Origin of the sequence: Veillonella sp. oral taxon 780 str. F0422, assembly GCF_000221605.1 — a bacterium.
In the GTDB taxonomy this organism is placed as follows: Bacteria; Bacillota; Negativicutes; order Veillonellales; family Veillonellaceae; genus F0422.
Genome location: NZ_AFUJ01000013.1, coordinates 25,377 through 40,927, shown reverse-complemented (window position 1 = coordinate 40,927; position 15,551 = coordinate 25,377). Strand labels below are relative to the sequence as shown.

Here is a 15,551-nt window from a genome sequence, read left to right as displayed (position 1 = left end):
TAACGTTCCATACTCATCAATGGTTATACTTTTTTTAATGGTGAAAGTTTCACCTGTACCTATTGTAAAATACCTTGTAATGCTTGCAATTCTTGTTCCATCACCTGAACAGCATCACTAGACTTCGCTGTATCACGCATATGTTGTAGGATAGATTGCAAAGTTTCAATTCTACGTTGTATGTGCTGCGTCCAAACTTCAGATTGTTCTTGTTGTAACAAAGCACCATATTCCCATAACATCGATTCTCTAGGTAGCTCATTATACACGGAAGTGGCGCCTCGTTGTACTAGCCACATGTCATAATATTGGTTACCCTCTACTAAGCATGCTTCTCGGACAATACCATACCCTTGGTCAACTAAAAATTGTTTCAACTCTCGTCGATGGCTTTGTGGTTGTAATACATAGGTATGTAACAATTCAGGACCTACCGTAATGATGTGTTGCATCAATTCTCCACCCATACCGCAAATGACTGCGCAGTCTACTTCTCCTTCTTTTGTGACAGCTAATCCATCTCCTAATCTACATGTAATATAATGTTCTAATTTCCGTTCTTTTACCAATTCTTTAGCAGATTCCAAAGGGCCTTGATTCACATCAATAGCGATAACTTGTGTAGCCACTTTTTCTTCTATGCAAGCCACTGCTAAATACCCATGATCGGTACCCACATCTGCCACCGTTTGACATTGTGGAATCATATGTAATACTTGTTCTAATCGTTTTGAAAGTGCCATATCTGTAATCTTCTCTTTCATTATACAATGAACATCTATAGATAACAAAAACCATCTCACAATGTGAGATGGTTTCTTATGGTGGGCCCACCTGGATTTGAACCAGGGACCGACCGGTTATGAGCCGGTTGCTCTACCCCTGAGCTATAGGCCCTCGTTTGGTGCGGATGATGGGACTTGAACCCATACGAGCATACGCTCACCACCCCCTCAAGATGGCGTGTCTGCCATTCCACCACATCCGCATGAGGATATGTATATGGTGCCTCAGGGCAGAATCGAACTGCCGACACACGGATTTTCAGTCCGTTGCTCTACCGACTGAGCTACCGAGGCAAATATATAAATCGATATATTTGCTTAAAAATAGGTAAAAAAATGGCGACCCCGATCGGATTTGAACCGACGATCTTCGCCGTGACAGGGCGACATGTTAACCGCTACACCACGGGGCCGTGTACTGAGTACTTATATACTATACCATAGGTATTACATCTTGGCAATACCTATGGTCAATTATATATATTCCTAAAATGCATACTAATTCTATTAATAACAATTTGGTTTTCTATCACGGAACACATTAATTTTAGAGCGAATGTGGTCTACAATGTCTAAATCAATAGTTACTATGTGAGTTTGCGGCGTTTCATCACATTCTAATAACACTTCACCCCAAGGGTCTACTACCATCGAGTGACCTGCCATTGGTAATTTACCAATAGTTCCACAACCATTAACACTACAGAAAAACATTTGATTCTCTATAGCCCTAGCTTGATTTAATATTTGCCAATGATGTAAACGTAACAATGGCCATTGAGCTGGCAAAAAGAATAATTCTATCCCTTGTAATGCTGATTTACGAATTAGTTCGGGAAAACGAATATCATAACATGTGGCACTGGAACAAAGCACGCCATCTAATGTAAAGTTATGAATCGAATTACCACCCGTGAAATATTCATTTTCTTTGGCAGGACTAAACCCATGCATCTTATCATACGTAGATAGCAATTCCCCTTTGCGGTTGTATACATAGGTTCTATTGTAGATAGTGTCTCCTTCTTTAACAGCTACTGATCCACCAAAGATATTCACATGTTCTGATTGCGCCAATTCACCCAACAAAGCTTGCGCCCGTTGACCTGATTCATCTGCCAATGCATGTAACTCTGGACCCGTCATAAAGCCCGTATTCCAAGTTTCTGGCAATACTACTACATCCACGCCTTGCTTAGCAATCGCTCGTACACAAGTTTCCACTGTTTCAAAATTACTATCTATTTGTCCAATCTCTGTAGCTAATTGAATGATACCTAATCGTAACTCTTTCATCATTCCTCCTAAATGTGCCAAGCCATATGATCAGTAAAGTCATTTGGCTCTAATGGCAACGCATGCCGTCGTGGTACATAGGATCCTTTGTCAAAACGATCTACTTTAGGGCGACGATATATAATATGCTCTGGTTCCGTTTCAAAAATGATCACATTCTTTGGTACATCTCGTTTAATGACTAGATTACAACCTATTTTTGAACCTTTTCCTACCGTAATATCACCTAGCACCTTTGTGCCTGCACCGATAAGCACATCATCTTCCACCGTAGGATGGCGTTTTATCTTACGAGAATCCATCCCTCCAAGAGTCACCCCATGAAACAGTGTCACATTATCTCCTACAATAGCAGTTTCACCAATGACAACCCCCATACCATGGTCAATAAATAAGCCTTTACCAATTTTCGCACCTGGGTGAATTTCTATGCCCGTTACTCGACGTGCATGTAATGCTACTCGCCGGGCCAAAGTAAACCAACCTTTTCGATATAGACGATGCGCAAAAAAATGCCAAAATAATGCTGTTATATGAGGATATGTCCACACTACCATATACCAAGAGGTAGCAGCTGGATCAGATTGTAATACACGCTGTATATTGTATCGAATAGAATTCCATACCTCTCTCATAAATTCCTCCCTATACACAGATAGCATGGCCTAGACCATGCTATCTTTTGTATCACAATCGATTAAGAATGAATCCAATCTACACTTTCAAATTGAATCATAGATAGATATTTTTCTACTCCATCTGGAGCTACCACGACAACGTCTACATCTGGGAATTTACGACCATATTGACGAGCCACAAAAATCGCAGCTGCTGATGAAATACCAATACCAATACCAGTTTCACGCATGAAGTTAGCTACTTCTTCGATGGCATCTTCATCGGTTACTGTTTGTACTTCATCCATCAAAGAAGAGTCGAAGTTTTCTGGAATAAATCCAGCTCCAATACCCTGAATTTTATGAACCCCACCAGTACCGCGAGAAATAACTGGAGAGCCTTCCGGTTCTACGGCCACCGCTTTAATATATGGGTGTTGCTCTTTTAAAGCTTTTGTTACACCTGTGAAGGTGCCACCTGTACCAATGCCAGCTACGAAGATACCTACGTTAGGCACATCGCGCAAAATTTCTTTCGCTGTTGTTTCATAATGTGCATGTGGATTTGCTGGGTTAACAAATTGCCCCAAAGTCACTGCATTAGGATAGTTATCAAGAATTTCTTGTGCCTTTCCAAGAGCACCTTTCATACCTAATTCTTTTGGAGTTAAAATTAATTGTGCTCCATAGGCTTTAATTAATTCACGACGTTCCTTACTCATACTTTCAGGCATAATAATGATTGTTTTAATGGACAACATAGCACCTAGCATAGCTAAAGCAATACCGGTATTACCACTTGTGGCTTCTACAATAATAGTATCGTTTTTAATTAAGCCTTTTTCTTGCGCATCTTGCAACATACCAAGAACAGCACGATCTTTTACACTGCCACCGGCATTGTATTTTTCTAATTTCACATATACATTAGTATCTGGAATTCGATAAATTGGTGTGTTTCCAATTAAGTCAATTGCATTTTTTACAACAGCCATACTTATTCTCCTCTACTTAGACTTCAATATAAAACACTTAATTTTATTCCTATTCTATAGATAGGATTTGATTTTGTCAACTACATTCTTCTCAAAAGTTTACTTATTTTGATTGAAAGCCACCATGCCCCATACGAATGCAGTCTTCTTTTGTGATTCGTACATCTGCTAATAAACGTGGCGTTATCACATCAAAAGCGCTCGGATTATTGTACAATACACCACCTGGTACCCCCAGTACTGGCGTACTATCTTCCAAATACGCAATGCACACCATCGAGCCTGGCAACACTGGTAGCCCATAAGTAACTACTTCTTTCGCACGACGTGCAATGGCACCTGGAGTTAAATCATCAGGATCTACACTCATACCACCCGTGCAGAAGATAATCTCTGCCCCTTGGGACTTTACTTTGTCTATGGCCTCCACAATTTGATCAGTATTATCTGGCACAATTTCATGAGCTACCAGTTCTACACCATAATCCGCTACACGGTCTTGGATAACCGCTGTGAAAGCATCTTGAATGCGCCCTGCAAAGACTTCACTACCTGTAGTAACAATGCCCATTTTTTTACGCACAAATGGATAGACTTGTAAGATAGGCTCCTTACCTTCACGCAATCGTTTCGCTTCTTCTAACTGCCATGCTTCTAATAATAATGGAATACATCGCATGCCTGCTACCGGTTGCCCAGCTTTTACAGGTGTGCCGTGTAATCTTGTAACAATGGTCAACTCCCCAATACTATTGATTTCATGCAATCCTTCTACATCCACGGTCAATACACCATTATGATTTGCCAAGGCTTCAATCTTGCCTTGTTGTACTGGGGTAGGGCTGAGAGATGGATGTTCACAGAAACGATATAATTCTTCTGCTACTTGCTCCTCATGAACCAAATTATAGTCGGATTCTTCCATTACATAAATATGCTCTTTTCCTAATTGCAATAATAATTCCACATCTTCCGCTCTGATGATGTGTCCTCGTTTAAATGGTGTGTCTTTCACCTCTCCAATGACGATGCGCACAATATCGTGGCATAGTGCTTGACCCACTGCATCTTTTACATGTATTTCTTTCATTCTAGTATCCCCACATTCGTTTACCAATGGTGAAAGCTAGCCCGCACAGGCCATACCCAACCAATACCTGTCCACCCATGTAGGATAGCATATACCACAAACCTTTCTCTTGCAGCATATATCCTTCAAAGATAAAGGTAGAAAAGGTTGTCAGCCCACCTAAAAACCCTGTAATACATAACAGTTTAACCCAAGGTGACACATTAGGTTGTCCTTCAATATATGCCATGCTCAATCCAATAAACATGGAACCTATGATATTTACTAGCACCGTTCCCCAAGGATACAGTGTTCCTTTCGTGACCATATACTGTCCAATGCCATACCGCGTCATGGCACCAATAGCCCCACCAATAGCCACTGCTATATATACATTCATAATCAAACTCCTTTATTCCTTTATTCCTTTATTATACACCACCCTAAGCGGATTATATACTAAACCGCGAATTTTTCTCTCTCGATTTATATATAAGTTGTTATAGTTACACCCTATATTAGAAGTACCCACTATTTTTTCACTATATGTCGTACCAACATTGTACACACATGACATCTCTCATGTAGCATAAGCTAGTACGTATACTAGATTCATACACGCTCCATACCAATATAACTCCTACTACGTGTTACAGAGAGCTTATCTATAAGAGCTATACTAAAGAACGCCCACATAGACTACCTAGCTCAACTACTTTGATACAACAAAAAAGAACTGCCTATTTCTAAGCAGTTCTTTTATATACATTAGTTTCCAGGATTTTTTACTAAATCTTGACCCGCAATACCAGGGCGCGTCATTTCTTTCGGAGAAAGAATATAATCCATTTCTTCTTTCGTTAACAATCCTTGTTCTAGAATGATTTCCTTTACGCTACGGTCAGTTTCCAACGCTTCTTTTGCCAAAGCAGAGGCATTTTCATAACCAATATGCGGCAACAAAGCTGTTACGATACCAACAGAACGTTCTAACCAATATTCGCATTGTTCTTTATCCACTTCAAGGTCAACTAACAATTTATCTACAAATGTGTTGACCGCATTTTTTAAGTAGCACATAGAGTTGAACAAGTTATAAGCAATCACTGGTTCCATAACATTTAATTCGAATTGTCCATTTTCTACGCCAAGAGAAATTGTCAAATCATTACCGATAACTTGGTAACAAGTTTGGTTCAATACTTCCGCAATTACTGGATTTACTTTGCCTGGCATGATGGAAGAGCCCGGTTGACGTGGAGGTAATTTTAACTCGCCAATACCACAACGAGGGCCAGATGCCATTAAACGGAAATCATTAGCCATTTTAATTAATACTAGGGCTGTTACTTTCAATCCAGAAGAAATATCCGCAAACACATCTGTATTGTTCGTAGCATCAATTAAGTTGTCCGCCGTAATGAACGGTTCTCCTACCACACGGGATAATTCATCTACAACAGCTTTGATATACGTAGGCTCTGCATTCAAGCCTGTACCCACAGCAGTAGCCCCCATATTCACAGTATGTGCTTCTAACATAGCAGATTTGATACGACGAATACCACGGCGCACGCCAGATGCATAAGCACCCATTTCTTGACCTAATGTAATTGGCACCGCATCTTGTAAATGAGTACGACCCATTTTTAAAATTTCTTTATACTCTTCAGCTTTTTTATCTAATTCATCTGCTAAACGACGAAGTGCCATTAATAAAGGTTTACTTTTCATAATCGCACATACTTTGATAGCTGTTGGGAAAGTATCATTTGTAGATTGTGCCATATTCACATGGTTATTCGGAGATACAATGTCATATTGACCTTTTTCATACCCTAAAATTTCCAAAGCACGGTTCGCTAATACTTCGTTCATGTTCATATTAAAAGAAGTACCTGCTCCTCCTTGGATAGGATCTACAGGAAATTGATCATTGAAATTACCACGTACCACTTCATCTGCAGCACGACTAATCGCTTGACCTATTTTTTCATCTAAACGACCAGTACTCATATTCGCTAAAGCACAAGCTTTTTTTACCATAGCCATAGCTTTTACGAAATCTAAGTCAATTTGTTTACCTGTAATAAAAAAGTTTTCAATACCACGTAATGTTTGTACCCCATAGTACAACTCATCGGCTAATTCTAATTCACCTAGAAAATCATGTTCTTTTCTCATAGTATACCTCATTTCATATAATATCATATGTATCTACTGTATAAGCTTTGTGTATATGATATACCTGTATTATATCATGTATCTTGTATACAAAATAGGTGCATGCTTTCTAGTTCCGAATAATACCTCCTTGTATATCTAAGCAAATAACTAAAACTCATAGCAATCATTAATTTTGCTCATTTTTGTATATTTCTATAGACTATATAGGAATATATATGATATAAAATTTATGTTGTAAATACATCCAGTTCTATATTACAAGGACCCTCTACTATATAGGAAACATATAAAAACTAACTCCAACTATAACTCCAAAAGAATATATATGGTTGCAACAGTAGGCAAAAAAGCCTGAAAAGTGGTTGCAACCGGGTAGCAACAAACTCAAATTATATCTTTTTAACTCCTTTTAGAAAACAAAAAACCCAGTAACTAAGTTAGCTACTGGGCTTATATTTGTATTAAATTATTCTGCTGTGAATGGCAACAACGCGATAGCACGAGCACGTTTAATTGCAAGTGTCAATTTACGTTGATGTTTAGCACAAACACCAGAAATACGACGTGGAAGAATTTTGCCACGTTCAGTCGTGAAACGACGAAGTTTAGCAATATCTTTGTAGTCGATTTGATCAGCATGGTCAACACAGAAGTTACATACTTTTCTTCTTGGTTTTCTGCCTCTATCTCTTCTCATTGAGAAACCTCCTTTGATATAGTTGTGGAGTTCTTAGCTTAGAACGGAATTTCTTCACCTGCGCCTGCACCGGAACCTGCACCAAAATCATCAAAATTGGATGCACCACCGTCAAAGGCATCAAATGATTGCGTATCTAAGGCTTGTCCCACGAAATTAGCAACTACTTCTGTTACATATCGTTTTGTACCATCTTGTGCTTCGTAAGAACGAGTCGCAATACGACCTTCTACAAAACAACGGCTGCCTTTACGCAAGTTTCCCGCAGCTTCTCCTAATTTTCCCCAAGCTACACAATTTACAAACGCTGTTTGTTCCTTAGTCTCGCCATTTTGATCCACATATGTATTGGATGCAGCTACTGTGAAAGTAGCAACAGCACGACCAGTTTTTGTGTAACGCACCTCAGGGTCACGAGCTAAATTCCCTAAAAGTTGTACAGAATTCATATCCTCAACCTCCTTAGGCTATTATTCTTCGTGTTTTACAATCAGGTGTCTAAGAACGTTATCGTCGATTTTAAGTACGCGGTCGATTTCTTTGATTTCGCCAGGAGCTGCTTCAAAGTTAATCAATACGTATACGCCATCAGTATGTTTATTTACTGCATACGCTAAACGGCGTTTACCCCAAACGTCAACTTTCTCAACTGTACCGCCAACACGAGCAATTAAAGCCTCAATTTTATCAAAAGTAGCTTTGTTTGTCTCTTCATCAGCTGGTTTCACAATCACCATGACTTCGTATTTGTTCATACAAAATCACCTCCTCTTTCGGACTAACGCCCCTATCTTACATAGGGGTAGGAAGATGCTTACCATCAATAAGCCTTATTATTGTACAACATTCTAGTCTGAATTGCAAGAAAAACATGAAAATAGACATAGTCCCCAAGGACCATGTCTATTTCATTAACATACTAATTATGTATATTATGCTTCTGCTTGTTTTGCTAATTTAGCGTAACTTTCAGCTTCTACTTCTTCTTGTGTTCTAAAATCTTGTGGTAATGTAGATAATCGAATCCAACTACGAATTGCCTCTACTAATACAACAAGAATCATAATAAACATAGCTACAGAGAAGGCCACTAAAATCCATTTACCAGCTGGAATATAGTTGAAGAATACGTTTTCAATATCAGCAGCGACTGCTACAATCGCCATAAGAATAGTTGGAACACCTGTTACCCAAGCATACCGTTTTTTCCCTAAACGCATGATGATTGTTGTACTTACTGCCAATGTCATCGTACCTAATAATTGGTTAGATACACCGAATAATGGCCAAATTGTACCAATGTTACCTTGTAATACTAGGTATCCCCACATGATACAAATCAATGCAGCACAACCATATACACCAGGAGCCCAATGTTGGTCATTGAATTTAGGCCAGTATAAGCCAAGTAATTCTTGTAATAAGTAACGACCTACACGAGTACCTGCATCAATCAATGTCATGATGAACAAGGCTTCAAACATAATACAGAAGTGATACCAATAGCCCAATAAATGATCCATATTAGGTAGGCGAGAGAAGATATGTGCCATACCCACTGCTAAGGATACAGCGCCACCAGGACGATGCATCAAGTCTTCCCCTACTAGAGCAGATAATGCTGGTAATTCATGCACTTGAAGTCCCAAGGCTCTAAAAGATTCTGCCGTAGAGTTGATTGCAAAATAATCATCTGGATGAAGTGCAGTAGCTGCAATCATTGCCATCATAGAAATGAAAGATTCTGTTAACATACCACCATAACCGATAGGTAATACTTCTCTTTCATTAGTCAACATTTTAGGTGTTGTACCTGTTGCGATAACCGTATGGAACCCAGATAAAGCACCACAAGCAATGGTAATGAATATATATGGGAATACAGAACCTTTCAATACAGGACCGCCACCCCAAATATATTCTGTCACTGCTGGCATTTGGATTTCAGGCATAACAATAAGAATACCTAGTGCTAAGGCTCCTATAGTGCCAATTTTTAAATAGGTAGATAGGTAATCACGAGGAGCTAATAACAACCAAACTGGTAATGCTGCTGCGAAGAAACCATAGACAGCTAACATAATTTCAATTGTTTTCAAATCATAAATAAACCAAGATGCATATTCGCTAGCCGCTACATTGGGACCATAGATAATAGCTGCAAAAATAAGACCAACCCCAATGATTGTTGCTTCTTGAATTTTTCCCGGACGCAACCATTGTAGATAAATACCAATAAAAATTGCAATAGGAATTGTTGCAAACACTGAGAAAAATGCCCAAGCAGAGCCGTGAAGCGCATTGGCTACTACTACTGCCATACCTGCTAATGTAATAACAAGCAAGAATAACGTCGCTAGCATAGCACCTAAACCTGCAATTTTGCTAATCTCTTCACGTGTAATATCCGCAATGGATTTACCATCATAACGAATAGACGCAAATAGAATAACCATATCATGGACTGCACCAGCAAATACGGAACCGATTAAAATCCACAGAGTACCTGGCAAGTACCCAAATTGTGCTGCAATTACCGGTCCCACTAAAGGACCTGCCCCAGCAATTGCTGCGAAATGATGACCAAATGTGACCCATTTATTCGTAGGCACATAATCATGTCCATCATTGTGAACCATAGCCGGCGTCATTCGATACTTGTCTAAAGTTAACACCTTCGCCGCTATGAATGCCCCATAAAAACGATATCCTAACATTAAGATACACGCTGAGGCAATAACTAAATAAATACCATTCATGACCATACATACACCCCCTAAATGTTGGATGAGTCACGCTATATATAACCATTCATTGCATGACATCACCCTATGATCTATGCAAAAAAGTAAATTGGTATTTCTGATTTAATTATAGTTACAAATATCATCCATGTCAATTTACTATTTCTCATAATGGTACTGATTTAGTCTTAAAAAAACTCCGTATTTACAATACATTCTAGGCTTATGAAGTTTCTTTATTCTCAATATAATAAGATTTCATGCCCTTTCAGAATGTACAAAACACCTTATATTGTATGCCCCGAACGGCTTTCCAAGTATGCTTTATAGTCATTTACAACGTTGATAAATGATTCACGTCCCATAGCAACATTGAGAGCATTTCTCCATCTTGCTGCCTCTGGCAATCCTTTGATATAAAAGCTAGCATGCGTTCGAATCTCACGAGTTGCTAAGTCCACACCTTTATAGTGACATAGCAACTCATAATGACGTAAGAGCATAGTAATTCGCTCTGATCCCGTTGGACTAGGGCTGTAGCTACCTGTTTCTAGGTATTCTTTAATTTGTCGAAATAGCCACGGATTTCCTTGCGCTGCACGCCCTACCAAGATCGCATCACAGCCGGTGTATTCCAACATCGCTTTCGCACTTTCTGGAGAGTTCACATCACCATTACCTATGACTGGAATCTGCAAAGCAGACTTCACCTCTTTAATGTAATCCCAATTGGCCTTACCACTATACATCTGTTCACGAGTACGACCATGCACAGCTACTGCAGCTACTCCTACAGATTCCATGCGTTGTGCCATATCTACTACATTGATACACGTCTCATCCCAACCTAGACGCAATTTAACAGTCACTGGAATTTGTACCGCTTTCACAGCTGCCTCCGCCACCTTCATGGCTAACTCTGGAGTCTTCATTAACGCAGAGCCATCTCCAGAGGATACTACCTTTTTCACAGGGCAGCCCATATTAATATCTACTATAGGCGCTCCCGCTGCCTCTACTACTTTTGCTCCAATGGCTATGGCTTCTGGATCGGATCCAAAAATTTGCATAGAAACAGGCTGTTCTACCGCTTCCATATAGAGCAATTCTTTTGTATGTTCATTATTGTATTTAATCCCCATGGCACTCACCATTTCCGTACACACGAAAGAGGCTCCCATTTCTTTTGCTAATAAGCGATAGGACACATCGCTAAATCCCGCCATGGGCGCTAACCCAATACGGCCAGGAATTATGACATGTCCTATGTGCCAGGATGTATTATTGATTTCTTTCATAAATAAGTCGTAATCCTTCTAATGTCATCATTGGATCAATGTGATCAATCACATCAGTTTCAGCACTAATGAGAGGCGCTAAGCCTCCAGTAGCCACCACTTTTGTATCCTCTGGCATTTCTCGTTTCATACGAGCCACAATGCCTTCCACTTGTCCAACATATCCAAATAATACGCCTGCCTGCATAGCACCAACTGTGTTGCGACCAATGACAGGACCAGGATTTTTAATTTCAATTCTTGGTAACTTAGCAGTGCGACCAAACAGGGCTTCTGCAGAGATGCCAATACCAGGAGATATAGCCCCACCTAAGTATATACCACCGTCTAATACAGCAGAATACGTCGTCGCTGTGCCAAAGTCAATGATAATTAAGTTTCCACCATACTTTTCATAAGCAGCCACCGCATCTACAATTAAATCGGCTCCTAGTTCACGAGGGTTTTCGTATTTAATAGAAATACCTGTTTTAATACCAGGGCCTACGAATAATGGTTTTTTGTGAAAATAGCGCAAACACACACGCTCTAACGTAGGGTTCAACGGAGGTACTACAGAAGAAATAATGACAGCTTCCACATCCTCTTTATTCACCTTTGGATCATGAAGAAATAAATTGCTCAACAACATGCCATATTCATCAGTAGTTCTCCCACGATCTGTAGAAATGCGCCAATGAGCCATAATTTCTTTTCCCTCATATACGCCTAATACGATATTCGTATTCCCTACGTCTACAACTAATAACATCTTAATATCCTCCTCCAGTGGAGCGTATAGACACATCTCCTGCTATGATACGTTCCTCTCGTCCATCCTCTAATTGAACGATCAAATTTCCATCTCTATCTAAATCTTTAGCATACCCTATATAATCTTTATCTGGCGCTTTTACTAGTACTTCTTTATATAAAGTTACACTATACTCTTTCCATTCTTCCAAGGTAGAGTCAAAGCCTTCTTGACACACCTTTTCATACTGATCCTCTAAGGCTTTTAAAATTACAGCGAAGGCCTCTTTGCGATCTATCTCTATCCCAGCTATAGCAAAAGACATGACTTTATCCTTCAGATCCTCGCTAACTTCTTCTATCGTCGTATGCGTATTGATACCAATCCCTAAGACAATATAGTTAATCTCTTCCATAGTGCCATTCATTTCTGTTAGAATACCCACCATTTTACGAGACCCTACCAATATATCATTCGGCCATTTGATGCCCGCCTCTGAAAGCCCCAAGGTACGGAATGCTTTCACTAAGGCAACTCCTGCCATTAAGGTACATTTTGACGCTTCCATAGGTAAGAACTTGGGTCTTAGAATTAAACTAAACCAAAGCCCTTTTCCATAGGGAGAATACCAACCTCTAGATAAGCGACCACGACCGGAAGATTGTTCTTCTGCACATACCACTGTACCTTCTGGAACTCCATCCATAGCCAAGGCCTTTGCGATACTATTTGTGGAATCTAACCGTTCTTCATATACATAATAACGGCCAAAGGATTTTGTTTGTAATACCCCTTCCATCTCTTCAGGACTAATCAGATTCGGCTCTTCTAGCAACCGATACCCTTTTTTTGTAAAAGATTCTATCACATAGCCTCGTTTACGTAGTACTTCTATATGCTTCCAAATCGCTGTACGTGACACCTGGCAAGCCTCTGACATCGCTTGTCCAGATACAAATTGATTTCTGTTTTCTTTTAAAAAGTCTAGTATTTCATCTCTCACGGCTTGTCGCCTCCTTACCTTTATCGAGGTTTACAATACGATTGTACAGAGGTCCTACATAAAAAGCAAGTCTTTTCTAAGTAATTCACCATCCATAGCTATGCCAATTTGGTACACCTACAAAAAGGGCTCTCATAATACACCTTGATTAAATCTAATATGCACAAAAGGTACCTTCCCCTAGGGGAAGATACCTTCCTATTAGCATCTTAGATTATTCTTTTGATACATCAATTTTATCTGGCATCACGATACCTGCTACTTCTAGAGGAGTTTTCTTACTATTCTCTTCCTCTTCTGCTTTTGCTTGTGCTTCTTCTGGACTTAGTAAAGTACCATAGCGATACAAGTTTTCCACTTGCTTAGCATCAATTGTTTCTTCTTCTAATAAAGCTTTCGCCATATTATGTAAGAAATCAATATTTTCTGTTAACAAGTTCATTACATCACCGTATGCTTCTGCTACAATGCGATGCATTTCATTGTCAATTTTTTCAGCTACTGCTTCGCCATAATTGCGTTCAGAGCCTAAACTTTTACCTAAGAAGACTTGTTCTTGATGTTCACCAAATACCAATGGTCCTAGCTCATCACTCATACCCAAACGAGTAATCATTTCGCGAGCAATGTTCGTCACCATTTGTAAGTCTCCAGAAGCACCACTACTGATTTCTTTCAGTACAATCGCCTCTGCACAACGTCCACCCAAAGCCACGCGAATCTGTGCTAGCAATTGGGAACGTGTCATATAGTTTTTCTCTTCTTGTGGGAGCATCATGGTGTAACCACCTGCGCTACCACGAGGAATAATTGTTACTTTATGAACAGGATCTGCATTGGGCCATAAATGAGCCACAATGGCATGACCAGATTCATGGTATGCTGTCAATTCACGTTCTTTTTCACTCACCACATGACTTCTGCGCTCAGGACCATAGCTTACTTTTTCACTAGCTTCTTCTAAGTCATGCATGGAAATGGATTTACGATCTTGACGAGCTGCTAACAACGCTGCTTCATTTAATAAATTGCTCAAATCAGCACCGGTAAAACCAGGTACTTTTTTCGCGATCGTTTTTAAATCCACATCTGGATCCAACGGTTTATTACGAGCATGAACTTGTAAAATTGCCTCACGACCACGAAGATCTGGACGACCCACTGTCACTTGGCGGTCAAAACGACCTGGACGTAATAAAGCTGGGTCTAAAATATCTGGGCGATTTGTAGCCGCAATGGTAATAATACCTTCATTGGCACCAAAACCATCCATTTCTACCAATAATTGGTTCAAGGTTTGCTCGCGTTCATCATGACCGCCACCAAGACCTGCACCACGTTGACGACCTACTGCATCAATTTCATCGATGAAAATAATGCATGGTGCATTTTTCTTAGCCTGACTGAATAAGTCACGCACACGAGAAGCACCCACACCAACGAACATTTCTACAAAGTCAGAGCCACTAATGGTAAAGAATGGAACTCCTGCTTCCCCTGCTACAGCACGTGCTAACAAGGTTTTACCTGTCCCTGGAGGGCCAAACAATAAGACCCCTTTTGGAATTTTAGCCCCGATAGCATTGAATTTACCAGGATTACGTAAGAATTCAACGACTTCTTCCAATTCTTGCTTAGCTTCATCTGCACCAGCCACATCTTTAAAGGTCACATTAACTTTACCTTCTCCCTGCATTTTAGCACGAGATTTGCCAAAGTTCATGACGCGACCAGATCCACCTTGTGTAGACTGCATCATAAAGAACCAGAATCCAATAATCAATACAATTGGTAAGGCAGATGTTAATAAGCTAACCCACCAAGCTGGTTGCTCAGGCGGTTGCGCCGTTACATCAACACCACCTTCAGACAGTTTTGCAAAAATACCTGCATCACTTGGTGCATAGGTAGCAAATTCTGTACCAGATTTTAATTTACCTGTAATAGAATGATCCCCTGTAATTGTGACACTCTCTACATTTTTTCGTTGCACCTCTTGTAGGAACGATGTATATGTAATTTCTGATTTATTTTTTGTACCTTCAGAAAAAGAGTTAATCGCTGCCACTGCTGCGACAATTATCAACAAATAGAGGAGTACGTTTTTTAAGCCTCGCTTCAAATTTT

Annotated in this window: 15 protein-coding genes and 4 tRNA genes; all 19 read right to left on the bottom strand. The window is 39.8% G+C overall.

Annotated elements, in window-relative coordinates; translation table 11 throughout:
- Positions 1 to 59: 59 nt before the first annotated feature.
- Positions 60 to 764 carry a class I SAM-dependent methyltransferase gene (locus HMPREF9200_RS01775; protein WP_009353104.1) on the bottom strand — a complete coding sequence of 235 codons (705 nt, stop codon included), beginning with the start codon at positions 762 to 764 and terminating at the stop codon, positions 60 to 62.
- Positions 765 to 822: 58 nt separating this feature from the next.
- Positions 823 to 897, bottom strand: a tRNA-Ile gene (locus HMPREF9200_RS01770).
- A gap of 5 nt (positions 898 to 902) precedes the next feature.
- Positions 903 to 988, bottom strand: a tRNA-Leu gene (locus tag HMPREF9200_RS01765).
- A 15-nt stretch (positions 989 to 1,003) separates the two neighbouring features.
- Positions 1,004 to 1,079: transfer RNA gene (locus tag HMPREF9200_RS01760), tRNA-Phe, on the bottom strand.
- Between the two features lie 43 nt (positions 1,080 to 1,122).
- A tRNA-Asp gene (locus HMPREF9200_RS01755) sits at positions 1,123 to 1,198 on the bottom strand.
- Between the two features lie 94 nt (positions 1,199 to 1,292).
- Positions 1,293 to 2,081: a carbon-nitrogen family hydrolase gene (locus tag HMPREF9200_RS01750; RefSeq protein WP_009353113.1), complete on the bottom strand. Its 789-nt coding sequence runs from the start codon at positions 2,079 to 2,081 to the stop codon at positions 1,293 to 1,295.
- Between the two features lie 8 nt (positions 2,082 to 2,089).
- The gene (epsC, locus tag HMPREF9200_RS01745; RefSeq protein ID WP_009353111.1) at positions 2,090 to 2,716 is read right to left on the bottom strand and encodes a serine O-acetyltransferase EpsC; all 627 of its coding nucleotides are present in this window, start codon (positions 2,714 to 2,716) and stop codon (positions 2,090 to 2,092) included.
- Positions 2,717 to 2,778: 62 nt separating this feature from the next.
- Complete coding sequence (gene cysK / locus HMPREF9200_RS01740; protein WP_009353107.1) at positions 2,779 to 3,693, bottom strand: cysteine synthase A; 915 nt, start codon at positions 3,691 to 3,693, stop codon at positions 2,779 to 2,781.
- A gap of 103 nt (positions 3,694 to 3,796) precedes the next feature.
- Entirely contained in the window at positions 3,797 to 4,783 is a 987-nt protein-coding gene (locus HMPREF9200_RS01735) for a molybdopterin-binding protein (RefSeq protein WP_009353060.1), read from the bottom strand.
- Between the two features lies 1 nt (position 4,784).
- On the bottom strand, positions 4,785 to 5,162 hold the full coding sequence (locus HMPREF9200_RS01730) for a CrcB family protein (protein WP_009353071.1): 378 nt from the start codon (positions 5,160 to 5,162) through the stop codon (positions 4,785 to 4,787).
- 368 nt (positions 5,163 to 5,530) lie between these two features.
- The gene (locus tag HMPREF9200_RS01725; protein WP_009353123.1) at positions 5,531 to 6,946 is read right to left on the bottom strand and encodes an aspartate ammonia-lyase; all 1,416 of its coding nucleotides are present in this window, start codon (positions 6,944 to 6,946) and stop codon (positions 5,531 to 5,533) included.
- Between the two features lie 469 nt (positions 6,947 to 7,415).
- Positions 7,416 to 7,646 carry a 30S ribosomal protein S18 gene (rpsR, locus tag HMPREF9200_RS01720; protein WP_009353119.1) on the bottom strand — a complete coding sequence of 77 codons (231 nt, stop codon included), beginning with the start codon at positions 7,644 to 7,646 and terminating at the stop codon, positions 7,416 to 7,418.
- Between the two features lie 38 nt (positions 7,647 to 7,684).
- Entirely contained in the window at positions 7,685 to 8,095 is a 411-nt protein-coding gene (locus HMPREF9200_RS01715) for a single-stranded DNA-binding protein (RefSeq protein ID WP_009353084.1), read from the bottom strand.
- Between the two features lie 21 nt (positions 8,096 to 8,116).
- Entirely contained in the window at positions 8,117 to 8,401 is a 285-nt protein-coding gene (gene rpsF / locus HMPREF9200_RS01710) for a 30S ribosomal protein S6 (protein ID WP_009353064.1), read from the bottom strand.
- 177 nt (positions 8,402 to 8,578) lie between these two features.
- Positions 8,579 to 10,411, bottom strand: a complete 1,833-nt coding sequence (locus HMPREF9200_RS01705) for a carbon starvation protein A (protein ID WP_009353099.1) — start codon at positions 10,409 to 10,411, stop codon at positions 8,579 to 8,581.
- Positions 10,412 to 10,677: 266 nt separating this feature from the next.
- Complete coding sequence (gene dusB, locus HMPREF9200_RS01700; RefSeq protein WP_141558174.1) at positions 10,678 to 11,679, bottom strand: tRNA dihydrouridine synthase DusB; 1,002 nt, start codon at positions 11,677 to 11,679, stop codon at positions 10,678 to 10,680.
- Positions 11,672 to 12,439, bottom strand: coding sequence for a type III pantothenate kinase (locus HMPREF9200_RS01695; RefSeq protein WP_009353081.1), 768 nt, complete (start codon positions 12,437 to 12,439; stop codon positions 11,672 to 11,674). Before HMPREF9200_RS01695 ends, dusB begins: the two co-directional genes overlap by 8 nt.
- Position 12,440: 1 nt before the next feature.
- A complete protein-coding gene (locus HMPREF9200_RS01690) occupies positions 12,441 to 13,424 on the bottom strand; it encodes a biotin--[acetyl-CoA-carboxylase] ligase (protein WP_009353083.1) in 984 nt (327 codons plus the stop codon).
- A 214-nt stretch (positions 13,425 to 13,638) separates the two neighbouring features.
- On the bottom strand, positions 13,639 to 15,546 hold the full coding sequence (gene ftsH / locus HMPREF9200_RS01685; protein WP_009353116.1) for an ATP-dependent zinc metalloprotease FtsH: 1,908 nt from the start codon (positions 15,544 to 15,546) through the stop codon (positions 13,639 to 13,641).
- Between the last annotated feature and the right edge of the window lie 5 nt (positions 15,547 to 15,551).

Bases quoted from the DNA above. Each gene is read 5' to 3' on its own strand.
- HMPREF9200_RS01750 (WP_009353113.1), bottom strand. From the start codon at position 2,081: ATGAAAGAGTTACGATTAGGTATCATTCAATTAGCTACAGAGATTGGA.
- HMPREF9200_RS01715 (WP_009353084.1), bottom strand. From the start codon at position 8,095: ATGAATTCTGTACAACTTTTAGGGAATTTAGCTCGTGACCCTGAGGTG.
- rpsF (WP_009353064.1), bottom strand. From the start codon at position 8,401: ATGAACAAATACGAAGTCATGGTGATTGTGAAACCAGCTGATGAAGAG.
- HMPREF9200_RS01735 (WP_009353060.1), bottom strand. From the start codon at position 4,783: ATGAAAGAAATACATGTAAAAGATGCAGTGGGTCAAGCACTATGCCAC.
- HMPREF9200_RS01730 (WP_009353071.1), bottom strand. From the start codon at position 5,162: ATGAATGTATATATAGCAGTGGCTATTGGTGGGGCTATTGGTGCCATG.
- HMPREF9200_RS01695 (WP_009353081.1), bottom strand. From the start codon at position 12,439: ATGTTATTAGTTGTAGACGTAGGGAATACGAATATCGTATTAGGCGTA.
- cysK (WP_009353107.1), bottom strand. From the start codon at position 3,693: ATGGCTGTTGTAAAAAATGCAATTGACTTAATTGGAAACACACCAATT.
- HMPREF9200_RS01705 (WP_009353099.1), bottom strand. From the start codon at position 10,411: ATGGTCATGAATGGTATTTATTTAGTTATTGCCTCAGCGTGTATCTTA.
- HMPREF9200_RS01725 (WP_009353123.1), bottom strand. From the start codon at position 6,946: ATGAGAAAAGAACATGATTTTCTAGGTGAATTAGAATTAGCCGATGAG.
- HMPREF9200_RS01775 (WP_009353104.1), bottom strand. From the start codon at position 764: ATGAAAGAGAAGATTACAGATATGGCACTTTCAAAACGATTAGAACAA.
- epsC (WP_009353111.1), bottom strand. From the start codon at position 2,716: ATGAGAGAGGTATGGAATTCTATTCGATACAATATACAGCGTGTATTA.
- rpsR (WP_009353119.1), bottom strand. From the start codon at position 7,646: ATGAGAAGAGATAGAGGCAGAAAACCAAGAAGAAAAGTATGTAACTTC.